This is a genomic window from Candidatus Burkholderia verschuerenii (assembly GCF_001189365.1).
In the GTDB taxonomy this organism is placed as follows: domain Bacteria; phylum Pseudomonadota; class Gammaproteobacteria; order Burkholderiales; family Burkholderiaceae; genus Caballeronia; species Caballeronia verschuerenii.
In genome coordinates this window covers 1-25004 of sequence record NZ_LFJJ01000014.1, presented here as the reverse complement: position 1 = coordinate 25004, position 25004 = coordinate 1, and the positions used below count along the sequence as shown (strand labels likewise).

The following is a 25004-nucleotide window of genomic DNA, read 5'->3' as shown; positions in this document are numbered from 1 at the left end:
ATACCCTTGCGAGGCTTGAAAAAGTTGCGATCCGCAACTAAATTGGAGCGATACGGTTGCGCTCCGCAACCGATGGAGCGTACATGGACTTCATCGATACCCCGCACGAAACACGCGAACAAACCATCCTCGAACTACGCGAGTTCTCGCGCCGACTGGTGCGCGAACTCGGCTTCATGCGCAATACGCTGGCGGACAGCGGGCTCGCGCCATCGGCGGTGCACGCGATCATCGAGATCGGCGCGACGCCCGGCATGCAGGCGCGCGATCTCGCCGCCATCCTGCGGCTCGATAAATCGAACGCGAGCCGGCAGATCGCGCGGCTCGAATCGGCGGGGCTCGTCTCGCGCAAGACATCGAACGATGACGGCCGCTCGGTCGAATTGACGCTCACGACGGCCGGGCACAAGCTGCGCCGCAAGATCGACCAAGTTCGCGACCGATCAGGTGTCGGACGCGTTGCGTCGTCTAGTGCCGGAAGATCAGCAGGCGCTGGTTCGCTCGCCCGCGCTGTACGCCGATGCCCTCGCGCACGGTCACGAGCATCACGCCGCGCGCGCCGCCCATACGGAGAGCGCGTTGATCGTCGAAGGTTACCGGCCGGGCTGTATCGGCGATATCGCGAGTCTGCATGCGCGCTTCTATGCGAAGCACGCGGGCTTCGGCGTCTATTTCGAGCGCAAGGTGGCGAGCGAACTCGCGGCGTTTGCGCAAACGCTGCCCGCATCGGGCAAGGCCTTATGGCTGGTGATGGAAGGCGAGCGCACGCTCGGGTCGCTGGCGATCGACGGCGACAGAAAGAAGCGCGTCGCGCATCTGCGCTGGTTCATCATCGGCGATGCTTTGCGCGGATCGGGCGTCGGCCGCGAGTTGATGGCGCGCGCGATGGCGTTCGTCGACGCGCATTACGACGAGACCTATCTGTGGACCTTCAAGAGTCTCAATGCGGCGCGCCATCTGTACAAATCGTTCGGTTTCGAACTGGCCGAAGAGGCCGAAGGCGAGCAATGGGGCACGACGGTGATCGAGCAGCGCTTTACGCGCCGCTCGAAGTCATCGTGAGAGTCAATCGAGCGTGTCGCCCGAACGCTCGCGCATGAACGCGACGCCGATCACGCTCAAGACGCCGCAGCCGATCACATACCACGCGGGCGCCATCACGCTCTTCGTGAGGACGATCCAGCGAAGTCACGAAGAACTGCGCGAAGCCGCCGAAGATCGCCACGCCCAGGCTATACACGATGGCCGCGCCCGTCGCGCGCACGCTGCGCGGAAAGAGTTCGCCGAGCATCGCGCCGACCGGGCCGACGTTGATCGCATGCACGATCGACAACGCGGTGACGACGCCGAGCAGCGTCCCAGTCGTCGGCGATTTATTCAGTAATACGAAGGCCGGATAGATCGCCAGCATCAACACGATGCGCGTGCCCTGCGCAAGCCGGTTGCGTCCGAAGCGATCCGACAGGTAGCCGCCGATCGGCGCGACGAAGAACAGGATCGCGCCGGACACGCAGCCCGACAGCATCGCGGTCCAGTTGGGCAGGCCGAGCGTCTTCACACCGTAGATCGACAGATAGAACACGATGATGAAGTGCGCCGACGTGCCGCCGATCGTCAGGCCGAGTCCCGTCAGCACCGAACGCAGATGCTCGCGCAGCACGGTGAAGAGCCGAATCTTCGGCGCTTTCAGCGCGTGCGGCGCGGCGTCGACGCTTTCGCGCGGCGCTTCTTCCATCGTGCGACGCAGCCACCAGCCGACCGGCACGATCGCCGTGCCGATCACGAACGGCACGCGCCAACCCCAGCTTTCCAGTTGCGCGGACGTCAACAACGCGGTCAGCGCAACGCCCGTCAACGCGCCCGCCAGCGCCGACAGTCCCTGACTCGCGAACTGCCACGACGCATAGAAGCCGCGCCGGTTCGCGGGCGCCTGTTCGAGCAGTAAGGTCGTCGATGCACCGACTTCGCCGCCCGCCGAAAAGCCCTGAATCAGCCGCGCGACCACGAGAATCACCGGCGCGGCGATGCCGGCCTGCGCGTAGGTCGGCGCGACGGCGATCATTGCGGTGCCGAGCGCCATCAGGCCGAGCGTGAGCAGCATCGCCTTTTTGCGGCCCGCGCGATCCGCGTACATGCCGATCAGCAAACCGCCGATCGGCCGCGTAAAGAAGCCGACGCCGAAGCTCGCGACAGCGAGCAGCAACTGGCCGACTGCATCGTTCACCGGAAAAAACAGCTTGCCGATCACGAGCGCGAAAAACGCGTAGACGGTGAAGTCGTAGAACTCGAGCGCGTTGCCGACCGCCGCCGCCGCGATCAGCCGCGTGCGCGCCGCCCGGCTCGTGTTCGCCGATGCCGCCGCGCCGCCGCTCGTCAAAGTGGATGTATTCATGGCCCGCTCCGATGCGTGGTCAATCCGCGAGCCACGCTTCCGCGAGGCGCACCCAGTAACTCGCGCCGATCGCGAGAATGTCGTCGTTGAAGTCGTAGCCGGGGTTGTGAACCATGCAGCCGCCCTTCGAGCCGACGCCGTTGCCGATCCACGCGTAACTGCCGGGACACGCTTCGAGCATGAAGGCGAAGTCCTCGCTGCCCATCAGCGGCGCGGCCTTCGGATCGACGCGTTGCGCGCCGAGCATTCTGGTGGCGACTTCGGTGCAGAACGCCGTCGGCTCCGCGTGATTCACGAGCACGGGATAACCGAGTTCGTAATCGATCTGCGCCGTGCAGCCGTAAGCGAGCGCCTGCGCGTTCGCCAGCGCGGTGATGCGCTCCTTCAACTGCATGCGGACTTCGCCGTCGAGCGCGCGCACGGAGAGCTTCATCAGCGCCGATTCGGGGATGACGTTGCACGCCTCGCCCGCCTGCACGCTGCCGACCGTGACGACCGCCGCCTTCTGCGCATTCACCTCGCGCGCGACGATGCTGTTCAGCCCCATCATGATCGATACGACGGCGGGCATCGGATCGCGCGCGAAATGCGGCATCGCGCCGTGTCCGCCGACGCCGCGCACCGTGATGTTCACGCGATCCGACGACGCCATGCCCGGACCCGGCGTGAAGTACATGTCGCCTGCGGGGAAGCCTGGCATGTTGTGCAAGCCGAACACGGCATCGCACGGAAATTTTTCGAAGAGACCGTCTTCGATCATCGCGCGCGCCCGCCTCGCCTTCTTCGGCCGGCTGAAAAATGACGATCAGCGTGCTGGAAAATTGCCGGCTTTCGGCGAGATAGCGCGCGGCGCACAGCAGCATCGCGGTATGGCCGTCGTGGCCGCAGGCGTGCATGGTGATGGTGCGCGGCGTCGTGCTGGCATACGGCAAGCCGGTGGCTTCCTCGATCGGCAGCGCGTCCATGTCCGCGCGCAACGCGATGCGCTTGCCGCCCTCGCCTTCCTTCAGCACGCCGACGACGCCCGTCTTGCCGAGTCCGCGATGCACGTCGTAGCCCCATTCCGTCAGCAAGCCGGCGACGAGATCGCTTGTCGCGGTTTCTTCGAATGCGAATTCGGGATTCGCGTGAATGCGACGGCGCACGTCGACGAAGGTCGGCGCGATCGCCGCGATGCCGGGAATGACGGGTTCGACTGACAACATGGGGACTCCTCGCTCGATACGAAAATCAACAGGTGCCCCAAGCATATAAAGTCGAAACGCGAACCAAAAGACAGTAAATTAAATGTGTGAACTCTTCTGGTTGTCGGTGATAACCCTCAGTGGCCCCTCATGAGCATGAAAATCCATCAGTTGTGCGCGTTTCTGACGACGTCGGAACAAGGCAGCATCCGCGCGGCGGCGCGCACGCTGCATCTGTCGCAGGCGGCTTTGACGAAGGCCATCAAGGAACTGGAGCAGGATCTCGGCGTGCCGCTCGTGTTGCGCACCGCGCGCGGCGTGCAATTGACCGCGTTCGGCCAGCAATTGCGCGTGCGGGCGCATCTGATCGTCAGCGAAATGCGGCGCGCGGAAGACGATATTGCGCAGATGAAAGGCGCGGGTGCGGGCAGCGTGAGTGCGGCGATCACGCCGACGGCGGCGTTGTCGGTGTTGCCGCAGGCGTATCGCGCGTTTCGGCGGCAGATGCCCGGCGCGCGTGTGAGTTTTATCGAAGGTTTTCCGGGCGTCGCGATGCCGCGTCTGCGTGACGGCTCGCTCGATTTCGTCGTCGCGGTCGTCGTGCCCGAGCATCTCGCGCCGGAGTTCGATCACATCGAGTTGTACGAGAGCCGTTCGGTGATCGTCGGGCGCGCGGATCATCCGTTGCAGCATTGCACGCGTCTCGCCGAACTGAGCGATGCCGAATGGCTGCTGAATCCGTCGCCCGAAAGTTCGACGCAGGCGCTGCTCGACTATTACGCCGAACGCGGATTCGCCGTGCCGGCACGCGTGATCGAATGTCCGAGTTTCGTGATCGCGCACGGGCTTTTGCGCGGCTCCAATGCACTCGCCGCGATGCCCGAATCGCTGCTTGCGCATCCTTGGGTCGGCGATGGCCTCACCGTGCTGCCGATCGTCGATCCTTTGCCGGCGGTGTCCGTGCGTGTGGTGACGCGGCGCGATAGTCCGCTTACGCCCGCAGCAACGCTACTGCTAGATTGCTTACGACATGCGGCGCAAACGCGTTAGTTCGGAATACTTAGAACTTCACTCTGATCATGAAGCCCAGCGTGAAAGGCAGATCGCTCGAAGGAATCGGCGGAATAAGGATGATGTTCGCACCGACGCGCTTGTAATCGAGCATGATCAGCGGCGCGGCGACGGGACCGATCGTGTGATTGTGGCCGAAGCCGTAACTGCCGTAGTTGTAGCCGGAGATGATGCCGCCCATCGCCGCAAGCCGCACATGGTTCCAGTGCAGAAAGTCGGGCGACCAGACGCCGCCGCCATAGAACGACGGCTTCGACAAGGAATTGCGAAAGTAGCCGCCGGTCACGGCCCATTGCGGCGCAAGCCAGCATTCCGCGCCGATGCCGGGATTGAACTGCTCGAAGTCCTTGTCCGGATGAAAGTGATGCGAGCCGATCATCGCATCGATCCAGAGTCCGTCGGAACACCACGCGGCCTGCGCGGCGGGCGTCCACGAAAGCGCGGCGAAGGCGATGAGCCCCAGCGCGCGCGGGCGAATGTTTGAGATGCGGGACAGCAACGAACTCATGGATTCTCCGCTGTCGCACGCATCGCGACCGCGCCTTTTTTGAGATGATGACCGAGGCGAACTCTACCTGATCACGCCATTCTCGTGTGATGACGAGAAAATGACGTGACGGCGTCGGAGGAAATTCTTCTTTGGAGGCGTGATCGGATGAAAACGCGCGCGTTGTTATTGGCTCTGATAATGCTCGCGGCGTGTACGCCGCTGCAGGTGGTCACGCATCATGTGTCGTCGAGCAAATCGAGCGTGCCGGTCGGGCGCTATCAGCTCGATCCGCATCACTGGAACGTGAGTTTCGACGTCGATCACCTGCACTATGCGCGCTTCGTGATTCGCTTCGACAAGGTGACGGGGCAGCTCGACTGGCGCGCGGACGGCATGACGGGAAGCGCGGTCCGCGTGACGATCGATGCGTCGAGCGTCAATACCAACGTGCCGCTACTGGATCGCATGGTCAAAGGACCGAATATTTTCGACGTCGAGCGCTATCCGGATATCACGTTCGCAAGCACATCGTTTCAGCGGACCGGCGAGAACAAAGGCACGCTGACCGGCGACATGACGATTCGCGGCACGACGCGTCCGGTCACGCTGAACGTCATTTTCAACGGTCACGCGGTCGATCCGCTAACCAAGTTAGAAACGCTGGGCTTTTCCGCCGATGGACATTTCAACCGTTCGCAGTTCGGATTGACGACGTGGTATCCCGCCGTCGGCGACGACGTGCATGTCGCAATTCAGGCGGAATTCGCAAAAGCGCCGTAAGTTTTTTTCGGTCGACGCGTCGTCAGGCGGCAGTCCAGTCGAGCACGACTTTGCCGCTGTTGCCGGACAGCATGGTGTCGAACGCGCGCTGATAATCGTCGACCGGAAAGGTGTGCGTGAGGATCGGCGAGAGATCGAGTCCGCTTTGCAGCATCGCGACCATCTTGTACCAGGTTTCGAACATTTCGCGTCCGTAGATGCCTTTGATCTCCAATCCCTTGAAGATCACCTGATTCCAGTCGATCGCGGTTTGCGCCGGCGGAATGCCGAGCAACGCGACTTTGCCGCCGTGATTCATCGCTTCGAGCATCGCGGTGAACGCGCTCGGCACGCCGGACATTTCCAGTCCGACGTCGAAGCCTTCGGTCATGCCGAGTTCGCTCATCACGTCGCGCAAGTCTTCATTCGCGACATTGACGGCTCGCGTCGCACCCATCTTACGCGCGAGTTCGAGTCGATAGTCGTTCACATCGGTGATGACCACATTGCGCGCGCCGACGTGCCGCGCGATAGCCGCAGCCATCACGCCGATCGGACCAGCGCCGGTGATCAGCACATCTTCGCCGACGAGATTGAACGAGAGCGCAGTGTGCGTCGCGTTGCCGAACGGATCGAAGATGGCGGCGAGGTCATCGGAGATATCGGCGGGAATCTTGAACGCGTTGAACGCGGGGATCACGAGGAACTCCGCAAACGCGCCTTCACGATTCACACCGACGCCTACGGTATTGCGGCAAAGGTGCCGGCGTCCCGCGCGACAATTGCGGCAGAAACCGCACGTGATATGACCTTCGCCGGACACGCGATCGCCGATTGAAAAGCCGCGCACTTCCTGTCCCATCTCGACGATCTCGCCGACGTATTCATGGCCGACATGCATCGGCACGGGAATCGTCTTCTGGGCCCATTCGTCCCATTTCCAGATATGAATGTCCGTTCCGCAGATAGCCGTTTTGCGGATGCGGATGAGGACATCGTTATGTCCGACTTCGGGACGCTTCACGCGCGTAAGCGTGAGACCGGGAGCACGTTCGAGTTTGGCGAGGGCTTTCATTGCGATGGTCCTGACGTTGTGCGTTTTCGTTGGCGTTTCGTCGCGCGGCAGCGATGGTGCGCGGGGCTTTATGCGCATAAAGCCCCTGGGATGGCTCAGCGGATGACGCCCAGCAAGCGGCCGACGCGCGCGAATGCATCGACTGCGCGATCGATCTGTTCTGGCGTGTGGGCGGCGCTCATCTGCGTGCGAATCCGCGCGCGGCCTTTTGGAACGACGGGGTAGGAGAAACCAATCACGTAAACGCCCTCGTCGAGCAAGGCATCGGCCATTTTGGATGCGAGTTGTGCATCGCCGAGCATGATGGGGATGATCGGATGTTCGCCCGGAACGAGATCGAAGCCGAGCGCGGTCATCGCGCGGCGGAAGTGCGCGCCGTTGTCACGAACGCGCTTTCGAAGTTGCGCGCCTTCATCGCTTTCGAGCAATTCGAGCACTTTGAGCGATGCGGCCGCGATACTCGGCGCGAGCGTATTCGAAAAAAGATAGGGGCGGCTGCGCTGACGCAGAAGATCGATGATTTCCTGATGCGCAGCCACATAACCGCCCGACGCGCCGCCGAGCGCCTTGCCCAGGGTGCCGGTGATGATATCGACGCGGTCGAGCACACCGCAAAACTCAGGCGTCCCGCGTCCGTGCTCGCCGATGAAACCGACCGCGTGAGAATCGTCGACCATCACGAGGGCATTGTAGCGATCCGCGAGGTCGCAGATGCCCGCAAGGTTCGCGATGATGCCGTCCATCGAAAATACGCCATCGGTCGCGATCAGCTTGAAGCGCGCGCCGGCCGCATCGGCTTCTTGCAGGCGCGCTTCGAGATCGGCGAGATCGTTGTTCTTGTACCGCAGACGACGCGCTTTCGAGAACCGCACGCCATCGATAATGCTCGCGTGATTCAGCTCGTCGCTGATGATGGCGTCTTCCTCGCTGAGCAAGGTTTCGAAGAGGCCGCCGTTCGCATCGAAGCAACTCGAATACAGAATCGCGTCATCGGTGCGGAGGAAGCGCGCGATCTGCGCTTCCAGTGTCTTGTGAACAGTTTGCGTGCCGCAGATAAAGCGCACGGACGCCATGCCGAAACCGTCCGCGCCGAGTCCGGCCTGCGCGGCATCGATCAGGCGCGCGTCATTGGCAAGACCGAGGTAATTGTTCGCGCAGAAATTCAGGACGTCGCTTCCGTCGGCAAGCCGGATACCCGACGATTGCGGACTCGCGATGACGCGTTCGCTCTTGTAGAAGCCGGCGGCGCGAATGTCTTCCAGCGTGGCGCGCAGATGGGAGAGGTATCGGTCGTTCATTGGCATCCTTCTCATTGACAGATCGTTCGAGCCGGGCTGCGCGGAAGACATCCGCGTCGCTATAGGCCTGTTATAGTGCATCAATCATATTGGACATGTTCGATATTTCGAACCGTTTTCCGGTATAACGAACACTCTAAGGGATTGTGGAATACATGGCAAGTTCAAATTCGGAGAGCAATTTCTCGACCGCCGCTGCTGCAACAGTACCGCCGCGCGTCGGCGAACAGATTCAGCGTTTGCGAAAAGAACGGAAACTGACGCTCGATGATTTGTCGCGGGCGGCGGGCGTGTCCAAGTCGATGCTTTCCGAGATCGAGCGAGACAAAGCGAATCCCACGATCGCGGTGGCTTGGCGATTGACTAATGCGCTCGGAATCAGCCTCGATCAGTTGTTCGCTCCGCAGAAACCTGCGGAGGCCATCCGCGTTTCGGGGCCGCACGATATTCCGACGTTGAGCGGCGATAACGGCGGATATCAACTGCGTGTGTGGGGACCGATCGAACTGGCTGGAAAGTTCGAGTGGTACGAGCTGACGCTACAAGCCGGCGCGGCGTTGACATCGAATGCGCACGAGCCCGGTGCGCGCGAGCATCTGACCGTACTCAACGGGACGATTGAAGTTGGCGCGTCTGGTAGCAATCGTCGTCTCAAAGTCGGCGAAACCGCGCGCTACGCCGCCGACGATGCGCATGCGATTCGCAATGTCGCTCGCTCGGAGGCAAAAGCGCTGCTCGTGGTGATTCACGGTTGAGAGGATCCGGCACTTTATGCGCATAAAGCGAAGGGTTTTGTGTCAAGGCATACGGTGCTCTGTGATAGAGCACGCACACCCGCATCGAACGCACGGTCGCATAGGCGGAATCGCACATACACGGAGTCCGAGTGGCGAGACGCTATTCTCATAGCGCCAAATACTGTATTTTTATACAGTACATAAGACCAGTCGGAAGGGGTGAGTGATGGAGACGAGCGGCGAACATCTGAGCAAAAAGCAATTTGCGCGTGCGGTGCGAGATCTCGAACGAATCACCCGAGAGATCGCTGGGCGATACATTGACCTCGGCGTTCCGCTGACCTGGCGGCTTCTGCACGCGATCGAGGCAGAAGCCGTGGCCGATCTGGGCTTCGCCGGACGACATGAAGCCACGCTTCGAGCGCTTTTCGCGCGTCCTGACGATTTTCGATTTCCCGAGACGGACGATGTCGTCGATATCGCGACATCGAACGCGTTGCCGGCCGTTTTCGCCTTCGCCGTCGATGCCTACGATCAGGCCGCCCGACACGGCCGACCGCAGCTTGCCATCGCACATTGACGCGCGAGTGTTTGCGACACTTCGCTACACCTCATCGCTACTGTTCACTTGACGACGGCCACATGAAGCCCGACTCTGTGCGCAACTAACATCGAGACGTGTCGAGCCACTGCGAACACCATGCCAAACAGTTCCGATCTCTTCGATCAACAGCAGTCCGACTGGCAAGCCGATCCGCAAGCCGCGTTCGATGCGTGGCTTGCGCAACAGGAGTTTCGCGCGTCATCCGCCGATGTCTATCGCGCGCAATGGGGCAATTTTCTGGAATGGCTCAGCGCCAGTCGTGCGACGCTGCAAACCGTGCAGCGGCCGGCCATCGAACAGTTCATCTCGCAGCTGGACATTCGACGTCCTCAACGCGTGCGTTATCTGCGACTGATCGAACGTGTGCTCGATCATGTCCGCGAACTGGAATCGGCGGGAACGAATCCGGCTCGCTTCATCGCTCAAGATGGCGATGCGGCATGGCGCAAGGCGCGCGACAACGAACCGACCGGATTTCTCACGCATGACGAACGCGCGCTGCTGATCGCGCATCTTTATTCGCCGATGGGCGCGCTGCCTGCCGGGCCGCGCTGGCGCGAGCGTCGCGATCGGGCGCTCGTCGCCACCTTTCTCGGCGCGGGCGTCAAGACCGGCGAGGCCGCGCATATGACCATCGATTGTTACGCCGCCGGCGCGCCTTAAGTCACGGTCGATGCGGCAAACCCGTTGCTAATCCGCCAGGCGCGACTCGCCACCTTCGCGCTCGAATTGCTCGACACGTGGCTCGAAGAGCGCAAAGCCGCCGGATTGGCTGGCGACTTGCTGTTTCCGGCCGCGCCGTCCGGCCGCTCGATGCACAAAGCGACCATGTTGCGCGCCATCGACGCGGTCGTCGAGGCATCGGGTATAACCGCGTCGCGTGTGGCGCGAGCCAGTCCGCAGACGCTTCGCAACACTTACGCGGCCGAGCTTTTCGAGAACGGCACGGATCCGGAACGGGTCGGACAGTGGCTCGGATTCCAGCAAATGATCTCGGCTCATCGGCTGCATCGGGCCTGGCAGGAGTGAATGGGTGAGCAAATTCGGGAGCGCGATCTGGCTCACGCACGCGCCGACGATCCCGAAAACGCTCACCTTTGACGTCGAAATGCGCGGCGCGGCCTAATTTTCATCCGACCGCCGGAATCCATCGACTGCCGCAAGCTTGGAAGAGACTGCGCCGGACGTTCGGTCGCAATTGGGACATAGCAGTTCGAACTCGTCCTCGTGACGCTGAAGTTCCGGTTCGCCCGACTCGCAGGCCGGACAGGTCGACGGAGGCGTGATGTACGCGTCGATTTGCGTGCCTAAAGCAGCGATTTCGTGCGCATCCAGCCGACCGTCTGCGGCAAGCAAGGCCAGCAAGCCGCCGATTTCGTTGCTCACACTCGCTCGCATGCGATGCGCGTCGCGCTCATGCACGAGCGCGTCGATTTCATCGGACTGCGTGCGTACTTGGGCTTCGAGCCGGTCGGCGCGTCCGCGAGCGGCGCTAAGCTGTTGAATAAAATCGAATTCTTTCTGTCCCGCCTCGCGTACGCCAGACTGATAAGTCGCCGCCATGCCGCGCAACGAATCGAGTTCGACGAGCATCGGCTTGACGTGACGTTCGGCTTCCTTGACCGCGTCCTTGATCTGTTGCGCGTAATGCTCGGTGTTCTGGCGCAACTCGGCCTGAAGATCGTCGATGCGATCCCGAAGCCGCACCGATGCCGCCTGTTCGCCCTGCAACTGATCGCTCAGCGCGCCATTCTCCTTTTCCAAACGAGCGATGGCCTCACGTAAACTTCCGTGAGCGTCGATCCCCTGGCTTTTTAGCGCGTTGAGCTCAGCCTCGAGCGCGGCAATTCGAGCCGAGCCGGATTCCAGACGCGCTTCCGCTCGCTGATGCGCAAGTTCGAACGTCTCGCGACGGATTTCCGCATCGCGCACCTGGGTTTGCAGGGACTGCGCATTCGCCTCGATTCGTGCACGCTCTGCTTCGAGTTCCGATCGCGCCAGCAGGTGCGCTTCTGCAAAAAGCGACGCCAGCAGATCTCCCGCACGGTTTTGTAGTGCTTCGGGCACCGCGCCTGCATCAATACGCACGCGCAGCGTGGCGCGAAGCTCGTCCCAGAACAATTCGATGTCTTTAGGTATGTCGCTGGCGCTGCCGGTCTGCGTGAATTCGCGCACCAGCGTGACCGATGGTCGAACGCCCTGATCGAAGAACAGGCGCTTGCACGCGTGACGTGACAATTCCTGACGCCGTGCGCCAGAGGCGCGAAGCTTATCCAGTTCGTCGCGAAGTTGCTCGCGAAATTGAGTGTTCATGGGACGGTTTGCGTGTTGAATCGGTATCAATCATAACGTTTTACGTAGCTCGCGTTACGAAATTTAGATGGTACGTACCGAAATGTTTTAGCAAAGGTATAAGTGCCGCGATGTGAGCCTCAGACTGGACGTCTACTAGAGTCGTCGTGAAACATCTTTAGGTTGACACGATAAAGCAATGATTCTTATGGATTTTATATGATTGCTCGATTACAGGCCTATGTTTCACGAGTTCGTCTTTATTTGGATGCTCGCGGGACGCTGTAGAGAGTAATAAAAGTAAACACCTTTGAATCTTCTTAAAAACGTTAACGCCACGGCAAAGCCTTATGCCATAGGGCTTTGCCGGTCATAAGGTGAGCATCTTCAGGACGCTTGGTGAAAACTTTCGGGATACCGCGGTGATGAGCTTCAGGATCGTACGTGAGTTGTCTCGGGACAGGTCGTGAGCGGGTTCGGGAAACAGCTTTTAAGCGAGCGTGAGCCATTACGGGAGCCAGTATAGCTTCTGGCCTTAATCTGTCTGACCTATCCGTGTACCAGCTTAAACACTGAGGTGAGAGTAATCGGGATGCCCGCACCTAGCGATAAAAACAGCCTCTATAAGGGATGCCGAGCGCAAAGGTGATTGTTTGCGGGAGCTGAGAGCTCTTAACGGTGAGGGTTTTCAGGGCTACAACATGCTTTGGCCTCGATTTTGCCATAAGTTATGGGCAATGGTGAGGTTTTTCGGGAGTACGGCGTGGGATGTCAGCCTGGTCGGGAGCGCCGTCCACGGGAACTGTAGGCCTGCACCGCGCCAAAGGTGAGCGTTTTCAGGACCAGGTTCGAGATGGAATTGGGCACTACCGCGCTTCAGCGTGACTACGGCATGGGTGAGGATTTTCGGGAAGTGGCGAACAATTTCAGTTTGGCCGATCGCAGCCGCCGGTCTCGCATTCGAAAAATACCTATATAAATCATAGGAATAGACATGCAGTGCTTAGTCTTGCGAGCTTAAAGGTGAGAAAATGCGGGATGCCGCAACGCGACGCTTCAGGGAAACCTACTTCGGTTAAGTGAGGTTTTTCGGGAGCCCCATATCTCGATGCGTTGTGAATAAAGCGAGATAAGTGCCCGAATCGAATATGTTTTTGCTTCGCCCGGATTTGAGGTGAGAGTATTCGGGAGTGTTCTCGAGGCGACCTGCAGGCCACTTCAGAACACACAACAGGGAAAAGGTGAGCGTTTGTAGGATGGTAACGAGGTTCGAGTCGCGCCGAACGGAGCGCTTGCCGCTGAAGATTCTTGGCGTGTGCAACGATAAGGTGAGGTTTTTCGGGACTAACGGATCGATGGCGACTTGCTTGTCGCGCGATCTTAGCCACATCGCCCAACGCAACGGCCGAATTCGACGATGACACCATGCGTATGTGCATGTCTCTTCAAGACCACAAGAGCAGTTCAGGCCCAAAAATTTATTCAGGTGAGTCTTTTCAGGAGAGGCAGCCGGGTTATTCGGAAGAGGTAAACATCCCCGCGCGCCGTTTACCCGCGTGGCTTCTAGGCTAAACCGACATCGTCATTAGGTGAGTGGTGAGTGTTTACGGGACCGCACCGCAGTGAGTTCGATGATTCACGCGCGGCTCACCCCAAGATGGTGAAGACGCACGTATAGACGCCCATCACCACACTCGGTATGCTGCACGCATTATCGATTGCACCTGACGCACGCATGGCAACCAAGCGCGCAAAGAAAACCGACGTTGTGAGTCCGAGCTCGGCGGAATTGCGCAAGGCCGTAGAGGCCATTGCCATTCAGCCGAAGAGCGGCAAGATCACGCTGCTTACTCGCAAGCTTTTCAATGTATTGCTGGCTGTCGCTCAGCAAGCCGACGATTCGGGCGACACTTACCGCGCGTTGCTTTCGGACATCGTTGCCAACTCGGCCTTCGATTCCAACGACACCGCGCTCGTCAAAGAACACCTTCGACGGATGGTGTCGGTCCAGGTCGAATGGAGCACGGGCACGTCCAGCCAGAAGCCCGGCCGCAAGTGGGGCATCTCGACGCTCATCGCCGATGCTGAAATTCTCGAAGATCCGACCACGCGTCGTGTCTGGGTCGAGTTTTCTTTCGCGCCGAAAATCAAGAAGAAGCTGCTCGATCCCGTTCAGTATGCACGTCTGAGCCTGCAGTTCCAAAGCCAGTTGCGCAGCAGCGCTGGACTGGCGCTGTACGAAATCTGCGTTCGATACCTGACCAATCCCAGCCATTTAACGATGCGGGAGACGTGGGAATGGTGGCGTCCGATCTTATCGGGAACGCCGGACACTGAAGCAGGCGATGAATCCAAGCGCGAGTACAAATACTTCAAGCGCGATTATTTGCGGCCAGCGATCGCCGAGGTTAACGCCGTCACCAACATTTTCGTCGAACTGGTGGAGCATCGCGAAGGACGTCGCGTCGCCGAAATTCAGTTTCGCGTCACCGAGCGCAAGCAGCCGATGCTCGCGCTGGACGAGCATCCGAACGTGTTCGACAGTACGCTCGTCGATCGCATGGTGAAGATCGGGATTCCGTTGAAGGAAGCGCAGACGCTTTACGCGGACAGCGAGGAAAATCGCATCCGCGCGGCGTTGCAGATGACCGAGCAACGCATGCGCAGCACCACTTTGCCGCCCGTGCGCAGTGCTGCCGCGCTGTTCAAGGATGCGCTCAAGAAGGGCTACGCGCCACCGGTCGAGGCGCTCGTGCCCGCGCCCGCGAACGGGGCCGCGACTCGCAACGGCGCTGCCAACTCTGTCGCCGCTGCGGACGATTTGAAGGCGCGGCTTTTGAGCGAGTATTCGGCGTATCGTCGCAAGGAAGCGCGGGCGCTCTATGACGAGCAAGGTGAAGAAGAGCGGGACCTGGCGCGGCAGACTTTCGAGGACAGCGTGCTACCGGAGTTGGGCACGCATATGCGTGATGACTGGCGCAAGCGCGGTCTCGATTCGAAGCTCGCGGAGACTTCGTTCTTCGATTGGCTGGCACGAAAGACCTGGGGCGAGCCGACCGACGGCGATCTGCTCGCGTTCACGTTGAGTCAATCGCGCGCCGGTTGAGCGAGGGGTCGCCGAAAGCAGGCGGCCACGACCCGGATTCTTATTTCTTCGATTGCACCGGCAGAAGCATCGCTTCGATCTGATGCAACAACTCATCCCGCCGCTCTTTCGATAATCCGCGCAGACGCAATTCGAGGCGATCCTCGCCGTACGACTTCAAATCGCCGACAGACACGCCATCCAGCTTGATTTCGAGTCGCTGCGCATAGCGCTGACGACCCGGCGGCTTCGGCGTTTCCTGCGCGCTTGCCCGTCCCTTGACGATATCGGCCACCTGGCGCGTGCTCAGATCATCCGATGTAATCCGATTGATCAGCCTAAGCGTGGCATCGCTGCCGCGCGCCGAGTGATATCGCGTGATGTGATACGCCATGTTCGAACCGAATCGATCCGGCCGCGCAACCATCTCGTGCATCACGTTCTCGGGCAGCTTGGAAATCGACAGCGCGACCGCGATCGTCGATTCGTCGAGGCCGAGGTGATCGGCGAGCTCACGCTGGCTTTGGAAATGCCCGTCATCGAGAAATCGCTTCCAGACGATCGCATTGTCGAATACGGTCTGCGAGTCGCGCTGGACGTTGAGGTCATAGCCGAGCTTATAACTTTCGATACCGATCGGCAGATCGACCACGATCGCCTTGACCGTTTCCTTGTTCGCTTCCTTAAGCGCCCGCACGCGACGACCGCCGTCGCTGACGTAGAACGTGCCCGGATTTTCGTAATCGGGGATGACGTGAATCGCCTGCTGCTGGCCTTGCTTGGCCAGATTCACCGCGAGTTCGGCAATCGACGTCTTCAGATAGAAATGCCGGGGATTAAACGGGCTTGGCTTAATCGCCTTTAGCGGCAGTTCGATCACCTGCCCGGCGGAATAGCGGTTCGCGCGGCGCCACGCGCGATACGCGTCGGATTCCGTCGCCGAATCGGCGTCAGTCTGCTCTTCGCTGACGAATGCGCTCGAACGGCCGTTGGATGCCGCTTGCCCCGCTTGTTGAATATCGACGATGCCATCGATCGCATTCAGGCGATCCAGCGCGGTTCGCTTTTCGCTGCTGGTGGTATCCGGGCGAGCTTTGAAGCCCTTGGCAAACTGGGACGTTTTCATTCAGGGTCCTTTATGCGCATAAAGTCAGGGAAGCATGCCGAGGATTTCCTCGGCACAGGCGCGAATTTCCGCCGCGGCAAGCCGTGAACCGCGATCGCTCATCTGAAGGACGGTTTGGCCGAGAGCCATCGCCTGCTTGTAGCACTCGCGTGTGGGAATTTGCGTCTTGAGTAGCGGGAAGCCCAGTTCTTCGAGCGCTGCCTTGAGCTCTCGCGTCAGCATCCGCTTCTCTTCTGTCTTGTTGAGGAGAAATACCGCGCGCAGATCCTCGTTCATCACTTGCGCCTGCTGCACGAGCTTCACGAGCCCGACGCTCGACCAATAGTCGGCCGGCGATGAAGACGTCGGAATCACCGCGATACTCGCCGCAAGCAACACGACGCCGGAGACCTTCTCGGTGATCGATGGCGGACAGTCCACGACGATGATGTCGTAGTCGTTGATGAACTTCTTGATTTCGCGATGGATCTGCCCGCCCGCCTCCGACAGATTGACGACGGGAAACGGGATGCCATTCGCGTCGTCAGATGAGGCGCTGGACCAATGGATGAGCGTGTTCTGTCCGTCGGCATCGACGACGAGCACGCGCTTCTTCTCGTGGAAGGCAGCGCCGAGATGCATCGCAATCGTGCTCTTGCCAACCCCGCCCTTCTGCTGCGTGATCGCTATGATTTCCGCCGCCACATTTAACTCCAATATTTGAAGGCTTTTGAATTCTACATTGCGTTCAAAAATTTTCCAGTTAAAAAACGGCAAAGAATCACAGATCGGCCATTCGGCCTAGGCTTTATGCGCATAAAGTCGCCACGCCTGATTGCTGTGCGCTTGCCACGGGCACTCCACCGAAATCGCCTATCCTAAGCGCTGCCCTCAATGTCGCTGCGCCGGATGGAGCCGCCATGACCGTTCGAAATCTGGACATCCTGTTTTCGCCCAAGTCGATTGCGGTCGTGGGCGCGTCGTCGAGAGCGGGAAGCATCGGCGCGATGGTCTGGGAGCGCGCCGTGCAAGCCGGATTTCGCGGACCGGTCTGGCCCGTGAACCCGAAGCATGTCGAGTTGAACGGTCAGCCTGTCTTCCGTCACGTCGACGATCTTCCCGACGCGCCAAGCGTCGCCGTACTTTGCACCAAACCGGATACCTGGCCGCAACTTGTCGAGCGGCTGGGTAAGCGCAGCACGAAGGCGGTAGTGATCGTCGGCACCGCGAGAAGCCACGGCGCTCATGTGCCCGAAGACTGGACTGCCCGCACTCTGGCCGCCGCGCGTCCGCATCTTGTGCGCATCGTCGGGCCGACGAGTTTGGGCATCGTTACGCCGGCGATCGGCGCATGTCTTGGCGCGCCGGCGTGCGACGTCAAAGCAGGAGGCGTCGCGTGGGTGTCGGGCTCCAATGCGCTGACCAACGGCGTGCTCGGTTGGGCGCGCGCACGGGGGCTAGGCTTTTCGCGCATCGTTGCGCTCGGCGACGAGGCCGACATCGATTCAGGCGACATCCTCGATTTCCTCGCGAGCGACGGATCGACGCGCGCCATCCTCCTCGCGGTCGAAACGATTCAAGCTGCGCGCAAGTTCATGTCGGCGGCGCGTGCGGCCGCCCGCAACAAGCCGGTTCTGGTATTGCGCACGGGACGCGACGACCCCTTCGATCGACTGTATGGCGCCGCTTTTCGACGCGCGGGACTCGTGCGCGTCGACTCGCTCGACGATCTGCTCGACGAAATCGAAACGCTCGGCATCGGCCGGGTCGCGGCAAGTAATGTTGCCACGGTCGTCACCAGCGATCGCGGCGTGGCGGCGCTCGCGCGCGACGCCTTCGCTGCAGCAGGCGATGAACTCGCGCCGTGGCCCGCAACCGCGCGCGATGCAGTGGCCGCCGCCTTGCCGCGCGCCGAGCCCGGCAATCCGCTTTTGTTGGGCGACGCCGCATCGCCCGCCGATTTCGGCGCCGCGTTGCAGGCGCTCGCACCGCATCGCGAAACCGGCACGGTGTTCATCGTGCATGCGCCGACTCACAGCGCGCCGGTCGCGGATGTCGCGCGAACGCTGATCGCGGAACGGCGGCTCGCCTATCGCGGCTTGTTGGCGTGCTTTTTCGGCTGCGTCGATTCGGCGACGCGCGACGAATTGCACGCGAACGGCATCCCCGTGCATACGACACCGCATCGGCTGGCACGCGGTTTCGCGCGTCTCGTCGATTTTCGGCAGGGCAGAGAACTGTTGATGCAGACGCCCGACGGTCTGCCCGCCGATGTGCCGAAAGACATCGATGCCGCGCAGCACGAGATTCGCGAAGCACTGGAAATCGGCATCGCCGAATTGAACGGCGAGCGCGCCGCGCGCGTATTGCATCGATTCGGCATTGCGGTGAAGCCGGGCCCGGCCGACGCGCTGACCAGCGAGGCCATCGAGATTCAAACGCGTCTGCTCAACCATCGCATATTCGGGCCCGCGTTCGAGTTTAAGACGGAAGGCGCGCTCGGACTCGCCGATGCGTTGCATGAGTTCGCGTTGCCGCCGCTCAATCCGACGCTCGCGCGCGATCTCGTTATGCGCTCGCCGCGATCGCGCGAACTGCCCGCCGAGATTCTGCTCAACGCGCTAACCGCGCTATCGCAACTCGTTTGCTACATCGAAGAAATCGTCGCGTTGCGTTTGATATTGCGCGTCACGAGCGATTCGGTCACCGTCTACGAACCGCAACTCACGCTCGGCGCGCATCGCAAGCCGCTTGCGATCGTGCCGTATCCGCGCTGGATGGAAGAGACGCTCGACTGGCGCGGCATGCACATTACCGTTCGACCGATTCGTCCCGAAGATGAAGAAGCGCATCGCGCGTTCGTCGCCGCGAACACGGCGGAAGATTTGCGATTGCGCTTCTTTGGCGCCGTGCGCAGTTTCGATCACTCGCAACTCGCGCGAATGACGCAAATCGATTACGACCGCGAGATGGCGTTGATCGTGACGCGTATCGGCATCGACGGCACGCCCGAGACCGTGGGCGTCGCGCGCGCGATCGCCGATCCGGACAACGAAAGCGCGGAATTCGCCGTCGCCGCGCGATCGGATATGAAAGGGCAGGGGCTGGGTTCGCTGCTGCTTCGACGCATCATCGACTATGCGAAACGGCGCGGCACGCGATGGATGGTCGGCGAAGCGCTGCGGGAAAATGCCGGCATGATCGCGCTAGCGCGCAATGCCGGCTTCGAGACGACGCGCACGGACGATCCCGGCGTCGTCGGATTCAGGATGCGGCTATGTGAAACGCCGCAACCCAAGAACATCAAATAACATGCGCGCTTACGCGGCGATTTTCGCGAGCGCGTTGTCGACTTGCGCGCGCGAGATCGACAGTTCCTCGAGCAATGCTTCGGCATACGAAGTGCCGGTTTCCTTTTCCAGTCGCGCTATTGTCAACGCGCAACGCGTCGCGTCCTTCGGCGTCGCGATGAAGGACTTCACAGATTGTCCGGATGCGAACGCGTCGAACAGCGGCACGCGAATATCGTCGGGCAACGCGCGCGAGGTCCATTGATACGGCTTGCCGTTATGCGTCAATTGCGGCGGCAGCGCGCGTTCCTTCTTCGCGGCCGGAATCAGACCGTACGTGCGTGCCGCGTCGCCGATTTGCTCGGGCGAGAACAGTTCGTCCGGTCCGATATCGAACTGAGCGATGTAGGTTTCGATCGCCTGCATCGCGGCGGCGCGATCGTCGCGGGTTTTCTGGGCGCGCGCGACGATATCGCGCAATTCGTCCGCTTCGTCGGCGGCGATGGTGAAGTTCGCCTGTTTTTGCTGGAGTTCGGAAAAACGCAGGAATTCGGAATCGGAAAGGAGTTTTGCCATCGAAAATACGTGGTTGAACGCGGCGGCGGGCATCGGATGCCATCCGCCATTTTGAGAGGGCCGCCATTCTAACGCGTCGCCCGGAACCGCCGACACTGCGCGCGACGCGCAACCCTTTGGACAACCTGGCCTGGCGTTTGCCCGGCGGCATCGGACGCGTTACTGTTTCGTCTCGCACCGTGGTGAGCGTTTCACATCAAACGTATTGAGGGTTGCTCATGACTGGAGACATGCAGGGAGACGCATCCGCCGCGACGCGCCGACGCAAGATCGGCCGCACGGCGCTGGAAGTGACCGCGTTGTCGCTCGGCACGGCGCCGCTCGGCGACCTGTACCACGAACTCACGGAAGACGAAGCCCGCGCCACCGTCGACGCCGCGTGGCAAGCCGGCATGCGTTTTTTCGATACCGCGCCGCATTACGGTCACACGAAAGCGGAACATCGGCTGGGCGATGCGCTGCGTTGCCATCCGCGCGACGAATTCGTGCTGTCGACCAAAGTCGGCCGCCGCTTCGTGCCGCGCACCACGCTCGACGACGGCAGCGAAGGCTGGGCCGTGCCGCTTCCGTTTCAGGCGATTTACGACTACAGCTACGACGGCATCATCCGCTCGTTCGAAGATAGTCAGATGCGCCTCGGCATGAAGCAGATCGACGTCGTGCTGATCCACGATATCGGCCGCGTCACGCACGGCGAAAAGAACGCGCATTACTGGCGGCAACTGACCGACGACGGCGGTTTTCGCGCGCTCGACGAACTGAAAAGAACGCGCGGCGTGAAGGCGGTCGGTCTCGGCGTGAACGAAGGCGCGGCCGTGCTCGACATGATGGCGGACTTCGATATCGACTGCGCGTTGCTCGCCGGCCGCTATACCTTGCTCGAACAGAACACGCTCGACGATCTCCTGCCCGAATGCGAGAAGCGCGGCGTCAGCATTCTGCTTGGCGGCGTCTTCAATTCCGGCATTCTCGCGCGCGGTCTCGATGCCAAGGCGCACGGCGATCTCAAGTTCAACTACGGCGACGCGCCGAAAGATATCGTCGAACGTGTCGGCAAGCTGGAGCGCGTGTGCCATGAGTTCGGCGTGGCGTTGTCGGCGGCGGCCATCCAGTTTCCTTATGCGCATAAAGTCGTGGCGACCGTACTGATGGGCGCGCGCACGCCCGAGGAAGTGCGGCAGAACGCGGCGGCATTCGCGACGCCGATTCCGTCCGCGCTGTGGGACGCGTTGCGCGCGGAAGGTCTGCTGCATGCCGACGCGCCGGTGCCGCAATGAACATCGACGCGCATCAGCATTACTGGGATCCGAAGCGCGGCGATTATGGCTGGCTGACGCCGGATCTTGCGCTGCTGTATCGCGTATTCGGTCCCGACGATCTCGCGCCGTTGCGTAAGTCCGCGAACATCGAGCGGCCGGTCGTCGTGCAGGCCGCGCCGACGATCGCGGAAACGCGCTATCTGCTCGATCTCGCGCGCAGCGAGGATTCGATCGCCGGCGTGGTCGGCTGGGCGCCGCTGCATTCCGCCGATGCGCCCGCGATCATCGACGAATTCGTGCGCGAACCGAAGTTCAAGGCCGTGCGTCCGATGCTGCAGGACTTGCCCGACGACACCTGGATCGAACACGCGCCGTCGCCGAAAGCGATCGAGCGCTTGATCGATCTCGATATCGCGTTCGACGCGTTGATCTTCGCGCGGCATGTGCCTTCGCTGATCAAGTTCGCGGAGCGTTATTCGAAGCTCAGGATCGTCGTCGATCACGGTGCGAAGCCGCAGATTCGCGATCGCCGCGACATCGCCTGGCAACCGTGGGCGGATGGCATCGCGCAATTGGCCGCGTTGCCGCAAGGACTCTTTTGCAAACTTTCCGGTTTGGCGACGGAATCGAATCCCGGCTGGACCGACGAAACGCTCCAACCCTACGTCGCGCATCTTCTCGAACAATTCGGATACGAGCGTCTCATGTGGGGCAGCGATTGGCCGGTCCTCGAAATGAACGGCAGTTACACTGCGTGGCACGACGCCGCGCGGCGTCTGACCTCTCATCTCGAAAAAGCCGAACAAGACGCGATTTTCGGCGAGAACGCCCGTGCGTTCTATTGCCTGTGAATGACGACACATCGCGTCGAATACCCGGCATGTCTCAAAAATAACTTCGAAGGGAGTCGTAGATGGTACAAAGACTGGCAGGCAAGACGGCGCTGATCACGGCGGCGGGACAGGGCATCGGGTTCGCGACGGCCGAACTGTTCGCCGCGCAGGGCGCGCGCGTGATCGCCACCGATATTCGCATCGAAGCGCTCGAAGGCAAGCCGTTCGAGGCGCGCCAGCTCGATGTGCTCGACGCGCAGGCGATCGACGCGCTCGCGAAGGAAATCGGTTCCATCGACATCCTGTTCAACTGCGCGGGATTCGTGCACGCCGGTTCCATTCTCGAAGCGACCGGGGACGACTGGGACTTCGCCTTCAATCTGAACGCGAAAGCCATGTACCGGACGATCCGCGCGTTCCTGCCGAAGATGCTGGAAAAGGGCGGCGGCTCGATCATCAACATGTCGTCGGCGGCGTCGAGCGTGAAGGGCGTGCCGAATCGCTTCGTGTACGGCGCGTCGAAGGCGGCCGTGATCGGGCTGACCAAGGCGGTCGCCGCCGATTTCGTGACGCGCGGCATCCGCTGCAACGCGATTTGTCCTGGCACGGTGGAGTCGCCGTCGCTCAAGGAGCGCATCGCCGAGCAGGCGAAAGCGCAGGGCGCGAGCGTCGATCAGGTGCAGGCGGCGTTCGTCGCGCGTCAGCCGATGGGCCGCGTCGGCCGCGCCGAGGAAATCGCCGCGTTGGCGCTGTATCTCGGCTCGGACGAATCGTCGTTCACGACGGGTCAGATTCATGTCATCGACGGCGGCTGGTCGAATTAAGCCGGCCGTCGACTCTTTCAACATCACGCAACAAAGAGGAATCAATCAGATGAAGCTGCTTCGTTACGGCCCGAAGGGTCAGGAAAAACCGGGTCTGCTGGACGCCGAGGGCAAGATTCGCGATCTGTCGAAGATCGTGGACGACATCACCGGCGCGACGCTGACCGAAGCGGGCCTGGCCAAGCTGCGCGCCGCCGATATCGCGTCGCTGCCGGTCGTGGACGGCAATCCGCGTATCGGGCCGTGCGTGGGACGCATCGGCAAGCTCGTGTGTATCGGCCTGAATTACGCGGATCACGCTGCCGAATCGAATCTGCCGGTGCCGACCGAGCCGGTTATTTTCAACAAGTGGACCAGCGCCATCTGCGGTCCGAACGACGACGTCGAAATCCCGCGCAACTCCGTCAAGACCGATTGGGAAGTCGAACTCGGCGTGGTCATCGGCAAGGAAGCGAAGTACGTCGACGAAGCCAACGCGCTCGATTACGTCGCCGGCTACTGCGTGATCAACGACGTCTCCGAGCGCGAATGGCAGCTCGAACACGGCACGCAATGGGACAAGGGCAAGGGCTTCGACACCTTCGGCCCGATCGGCCCGTGGGTCGTCACGAAGGATGAAGTCGCCGATCCGCAGAAGCTCGATCTGTGGCTCGAAGTCGACGGCAAGCGCTATCAGAACGGCAACACGAAGACGATGGTCTTTACGGTCGCGCAACTGGTCGCGTATCTGTCGAAGGTGATGAGCCTGCAACCGGGCGACGTCATTTCGACGGGCACGCCGCCGGGCGTCGGCATGGGCGTGAAGCCGGAAGCGGTGTATCTGAAGGCCGGTCAGACGATGAAGCTCGGCATTCAGGGTCTCGGCGAGCAGACGCAGAAGACCGTCGCGGCGAAATAATCGCGACGTATGCATCGACAACAAGAAACCTCGCCGCGGCGAGGTTTCTTGCTTTGGAGGACGGGATGAAAAAGTTCAGGCGTGAATCACGGGTTCGGCGGAGACGTTTTCGCCGATGCGCGTGATCGTGCCCTGCGCGACCGCGACGAGCCTTTCCGCGCCGCCATCGGTGACGAAGACGTCGCACTGGCAAGTCGCCTGCGTGAGGCCGGAGTGCACGACGCGCGCCCGCGCCATCAGCGTGCCGGACACGGCCGGACGCAGATAGTTGATCTTGTACTCGCCCGTGACCACCTTCGGCCCGAGCCGCAGCGCGCCCGCGAAGGTGAGCGCGTTGTCGACGAGGTAACTCACCACGCCGCCGTGCACGAAACCGTGTTGTTGCCTCAGCTCGTCCCTGATCGGCAGACAGAGCGTGAGACTCGCTGAATCGACCTGCATCAGCTTGGTTCCTAGAAAGGCGCTGAACGGTTGCGCATTCAGTGCACCGCGCGCGATATCGACAATTTCGGCCATTCGACTCCTTGGGTGGGTTCGGTGCCGTCCTGCAAACACAGGAGGAAGGGGTTGCGCCCACTGCAAGGTAGTCGAGCAAAAATTGTGCAATGGTGCGTTTCCACAAGACGCGCGCGCCCGTCCGCCGCGTCTCTCGCGTAGACAAACGGCCGGGCAAACGATTCAAGTTTGGCGCCTGAATTGCCGTAAACCCCGACATCGCCGCCACAAGCGGCTCTTTCGAAAGGCGCGGTGCAGGGATGTTCGGAAAGATCAAGGTTGCAACGGGTTTGATGGTTGTTCTGGCGGTGTTTTGTGTCTTTCAGCTGGTGACCGAAGGATTGGGCTTCTGGTCGCTCTCGCGCACGCACGACGATGTCGGCAGCTTGTCGGACATCGCGCTCAAGCAGGTCAACGCGGTCAACGAGACCACTCAGCATCTGATGGACGCGCGCATCAATCTGTCGCGCGCGGGAACGCGCATGGTGCGCGGCGGCACCGAGCCGGTCGATATCGTGCAGCACGCGCGCAAGCAGATCGCGCTGGCGGACAAGTCGTTTGCGGCGTTCGTGAGCGCGCCGAAAACCGGCGACGAAAACATCGCGCGCACTAGGTCCTGTTCACATTTAAGAGCGGCCCGAAGGTAGACACGATGGAGACAAAGGTGAGGTAGCTGTGGGCGAGTTTGTCATATCGAGGGCGACGCGACGAAAATGCTTGATACGCTTAAAGAAGCG

18 protein-coding genes and 5 pseudogenes are annotated in these 25004 nt (G+C 61.1%); 13 read left to right on the top strand and 10 right to left on the bottom strand.

The annotated features are described in order from the left end of the window. Window positions 1-83: 83 nt before the first annotated feature. Window positions 84-1062, top strand: a pseudogene (locus BVER_RS05120) (GNAT family N-acetyltransferase). Window positions 1063-1065: 3 nt separating this feature from the next. Here the strand turns inward: BVER_RS05120 and BVER_RS05115 are convergent. Together BVER_RS05115 and BVER_RS05110 are read right to left on the bottom strand one after the other, a co-directional pair. Continuing rightward, window positions 1066-2392: pseudogene (locus BVER_RS05115) on the bottom strand (MFS transporter). A 19-nt stretch (window positions 2393-2411) separates the two neighbouring features. Then, window positions 2412-3597: pseudogene (locus BVER_RS05110) on the bottom strand (M20 aminoacylase family protein). 135 nt (window positions 3598-3732) lie between these two features. Here BVER_RS05110 and BVER_RS05105 point away from each other — a divergent pair. Continuing rightward, entirely contained in the window at window positions 3733-4626 is an 894-nt protein-coding gene (locus tag BVER_RS05105; protein WP_050452378.1) for a LysR substrate-binding domain-containing protein, read from the top strand. A 10-nt stretch (window positions 4627-4636) separates the two neighbouring features. On the opposite strand, the gene BVER_RS05100 is transcribed toward BVER_RS05105, so the two are convergent. Further along, on the bottom strand, window positions 4637-5155 hold the full coding sequence (locus BVER_RS05100) for a hypothetical protein (protein WP_050452358.1): 519 nt from the start codon (window positions 5153-5155) through the stop codon (window positions 4637-4639). 147 nt (window positions 5156-5302) lie between these two features. Here BVER_RS05100 and BVER_RS05095 point away from each other — a divergent pair, with 147 nt between their 5' ends. Next, the gene (locus tag BVER_RS05095; protein WP_050452357.1) at window positions 5303-5917 is read left to right on the top strand and encodes a YceI family protein; all 615 of its coding nucleotides are present in this window, start codon (window positions 5303-5305) and stop codon (window positions 5915-5917) included. Between the two features lie 22 nt (window positions 5918-5939). Here BVER_RS05095 and tdh read toward each other — a convergent pair whose 3' ends face one another. Continuing rightward, window positions 5940-6971 (bottom strand): L-threonine 3-dehydrogenase, encoded by a 1032-nt coding sequence (gene tdh, locus BVER_RS05090; RefSeq protein ID WP_050452356.1) that lies wholly within the window; start codon window positions 6969-6971, stop codon window positions 5940-5942. A gap of 95 nt (window positions 6972-7066) precedes the next feature. After that, entirely contained in the window at window positions 7067-8269 is a 1203-nt protein-coding gene (locus tag BVER_RS05085; RefSeq protein WP_050452355.1) for a glycine C-acetyltransferase, read from the bottom strand. 155 nt (window positions 8270-8424) lie between these two features. Between BVER_RS05085 and BVER_RS05080 the strand changes: the two genes are divergently transcribed. The 3 genes and pseudogenes from BVER_RS05080 to BVER_RS05070 all read left to right on the top strand — a co-directional run. Next, window positions 8425-9024: a helix-turn-helix domain-containing protein gene (locus BVER_RS05080; RefSeq protein WP_050452377.1), complete on the top strand. Its 600-nt coding sequence runs from the start codon at window positions 8425-8427 to the stop codon at window positions 9022-9024. Window positions 9025-9232: 208 nt separating this feature from the next. Then, the gene (locus tag BVER_RS05075; RefSeq protein ID WP_050452354.1) at window positions 9233-9586 is read left to right on the top strand and encodes a DUF2471 family protein; all 354 of its coding nucleotides are present in this window, start codon (window positions 9233-9235) and stop codon (window positions 9584-9586) included. Window positions 9587-9706: 120 nt separating this feature from the next. After that, window positions 9707-10633, top strand: a pseudogene (locus BVER_RS05070) (tyrosine-type recombinase/integrase); the annotation flags it as partial. Between the two features lie 99 nt (window positions 10634-10732). Here BVER_RS05070 and BVER_RS05065 read toward each other — a convergent pair. Then, window positions 10733-11923 carry a DNA-binding protein gene (locus BVER_RS05065; protein ID WP_050452353.1) on the bottom strand — a complete coding sequence of 397 codons (1191 nt, stop codon included), beginning with the start codon at window positions 11921-11923 and terminating at the stop codon, window positions 10733-10735. A gap of 1714 nt (window positions 11924-13637) precedes the next feature. Here BVER_RS05065 and BVER_RS05055 point away from each other — a divergent pair. Beyond that, window positions 13638-15008, top strand: a complete 1371-nt coding sequence (locus BVER_RS05055; RefSeq protein WP_050452351.1) for a replication initiation protein — start codon at window positions 13638-13640, stop codon at window positions 15006-15008. Window positions 15009-15048: 40 nt separating this feature from the next. Here BVER_RS05055 and BVER_RS05050 read toward each other — a convergent pair whose 3' ends face one another. Both BVER_RS05050 and parA read right to left on the bottom strand, forming a co-directional pair. Further along, window positions 15049-16113: a ParB/RepB/Spo0J family partition protein gene (locus BVER_RS05050; RefSeq protein WP_050452350.1), complete on the bottom strand. Its 1065-nt coding sequence runs from the start codon at window positions 16111-16113 to the stop codon at window positions 15049-15051. A gap of 24 nt (window positions 16114-16137) precedes the next feature. After that, on the bottom strand, window positions 16138-16797 hold the full coding sequence (gene parA / locus BVER_RS05045) for a ParA family partition ATPase (RefSeq protein ID WP_050452349.1): 660 nt from the start codon (window positions 16795-16797) through the stop codon (window positions 16138-16140). A gap of 215 nt (window positions 16798-17012) precedes the next feature. Here parA and BVER_RS05040 point away from each other — a divergent pair, with 215 nt between their 5' ends. Next, window positions 17013-19403 (top strand): bifunctional acetate--CoA ligase family protein/GNAT family N-acetyltransferase, encoded by a 2391-nt coding sequence (locus BVER_RS05040; protein WP_050452348.1) that lies wholly within the window; start codon window positions 17013-17015, stop codon window positions 19401-19403. 9 nt (window positions 19404-19412) lie between these two features. Here the strand turns inward: BVER_RS05040 and BVER_RS05035 are convergent, their stop codons facing one another. After that, window positions 19413-19958, bottom strand: coding sequence for a hypothetical protein (locus BVER_RS05035; RefSeq protein ID WP_050452376.1), 546 nt, complete (start codon window positions 19956-19958; stop codon window positions 19413-19415). 218 nt (window positions 19959-20176) lie between these two features. Here BVER_RS05035 and BVER_RS05030 point away from each other — a divergent pair, with 218 nt between their 5' ends. The 4 genes from BVER_RS05030 to BVER_RS05015 all read left to right on the top strand — a co-directional run bounded on the left by BVER_RS05030 (window position 20177) and on the right by BVER_RS05015 (window position 23772). After that, a complete protein-coding gene (locus BVER_RS05030; protein ID WP_050452347.1) occupies window positions 20177-21235 on the top strand; it encodes an aldo/keto reductase in 1059 nt (352 codons plus the stop codon). Continuing rightward, window positions 21232-22068, top strand: coding sequence for an amidohydrolase family protein (locus BVER_RS05025; RefSeq protein ID WP_050452346.1), 837 nt, complete (start codon window positions 21232-21234; stop codon window positions 22066-22068). Before BVER_RS05030 ends, BVER_RS05025 begins: the two co-directional genes overlap by 4 nt. Window positions 22069-22130: 62 nt before the next feature. Further along, window positions 22131-22874, top strand: a complete 744-nt coding sequence (locus BVER_RS05020) for an SDR family oxidoreductase (protein ID WP_050452345.1) — start codon at window positions 22131-22133, stop codon at window positions 22872-22874. Between the two features lie 49 nt (window positions 22875-22923). Beyond that, window positions 22924-23772 (top strand): ureidoglycolate lyase, encoded by an 849-nt coding sequence (locus BVER_RS05015; RefSeq protein ID WP_050452344.1) that lies wholly within the window; start codon window positions 22924-22926, stop codon window positions 23770-23772. Window positions 23773-23847: 75 nt separating this feature from the next. On the opposite strand, the gene BVER_RS05010 is transcribed toward BVER_RS05015, so the two are convergent. Further along, on the bottom strand, window positions 23848-24288 hold the full coding sequence (locus BVER_RS05010; protein WP_050452343.1) for a PaaI family thioesterase: 441 nt from the start codon (window positions 24286-24288) through the stop codon (window positions 23848-23850). Window positions 24289-24527: 239 nt separating this feature from the next. Between BVER_RS05010 and BVER_RS05005 the strand changes: the two are divergent. Further along, window positions 24528-24875: pseudogene (locus tag BVER_RS05005) on the top strand (Tar ligand binding domain-containing protein); the annotation flags it as partial. Between the last annotated feature and the right edge of the window lie 129 nt (window positions 24876-25004).

Coding starts and splice junctions, on each gene's coding strand:
- BVER_RS05105 (WP_050452378.1), top strand. CDS start 3,733: ATGAAAATCCATCAGTTGTGCGCGTTTCTGACGACGTCGGAACAAGGC.
- BVER_RS05100 (WP_050452358.1), bottom strand. CDS start 5,155: ATGAGTTCGTTGCTGTCCCGCATCTCAAACATTCGCCCGCGCGCGCTG.
- BVER_RS05095 (WP_050452357.1), top strand. CDS start 5,303: ATGAAAACGCGCGCGTTGTTATTGGCTCTGATAATGCTCGCGGCGTGT.
- tdh (WP_050452356.1), bottom strand. CDS start 6,971: ATGAAAGCCCTCGCCAAACTCGAACGTGCTCCCGGTCTCACGCTTACG.
- BVER_RS05085 (WP_050452355.1), bottom strand. CDS start 8,269: ATGAACGACCGATACCTCTCCCATCTGCGCGCCACGCTGGAAGACATT.
- BVER_RS05080 (WP_050452377.1), top strand. CDS start 8,425: ATGGCAAGTTCAAATTCGGAGAGCAATTTCTCGACCGCCGCTGCTGCA.
- BVER_RS05075 (WP_050452354.1), top strand. CDS start 9,233: ATGGAGACGAGCGGCGAACATCTGAGCAAAAAGCAATTTGCGCGTGCG.
- BVER_RS05065 (WP_050452353.1), bottom strand. CDS start 11,923: ATGAACACTCAATTTCGCGAGCAACTTCGCGACGAACTGGATAAGCTT.
- BVER_RS05055 (WP_050452351.1), top strand. CDS start 13,638: ATGGCAACCAAGCGCGCAAAGAAAACCGACGTTGTGAGTCCGAGCTCG.
- BVER_RS05050 (WP_050452350.1), bottom strand. CDS start 16,113: ATGAAAACGTCCCAGTTTGCCAAGGGCTTCAAAGCTCGCCCGGATACC.
- BVER_RS05040 (WP_050452348.1), top strand. CDS start 17,013: ATGACCGTTCGAAATCTGGACATCCTGTTTTCGCCCAAGTCGATTGCG.
- BVER_RS05035 (WP_050452376.1), bottom strand. CDS start 19,958: ATGGCAAAACTCCTTTCCGATTCCGAATTCCTGCGTTTTTCCGAACTC.
- BVER_RS05030 (WP_050452347.1), top strand. CDS start 20,177: ATGACTGGAGACATGCAGGGAGACGCATCCGCCGCGACGCGCCGACGC.
- BVER_RS05025 (WP_050452346.1), top strand. CDS start 21,232: ATGAACATCGACGCGCATCAGCATTACTGGGATCCGAAGCGCGGCGAT.
- BVER_RS05020 (WP_050452345.1), top strand. CDS start 22,131: ATGGTACAAAGACTGGCAGGCAAGACGGCGCTGATCACGGCGGCGGGA.
- BVER_RS05015 (WP_050452344.1), top strand. CDS start 22,924: ATGAAGCTGCTTCGTTACGGCCCGAAGGGTCAGGAAAAACCGGGTCTG.
- BVER_RS05010 (WP_050452343.1), bottom strand. CDS start 24,288: ATGGCCGAAATTGTCGATATCGCGCGCGGTGCACTGAATGCGCAACCG.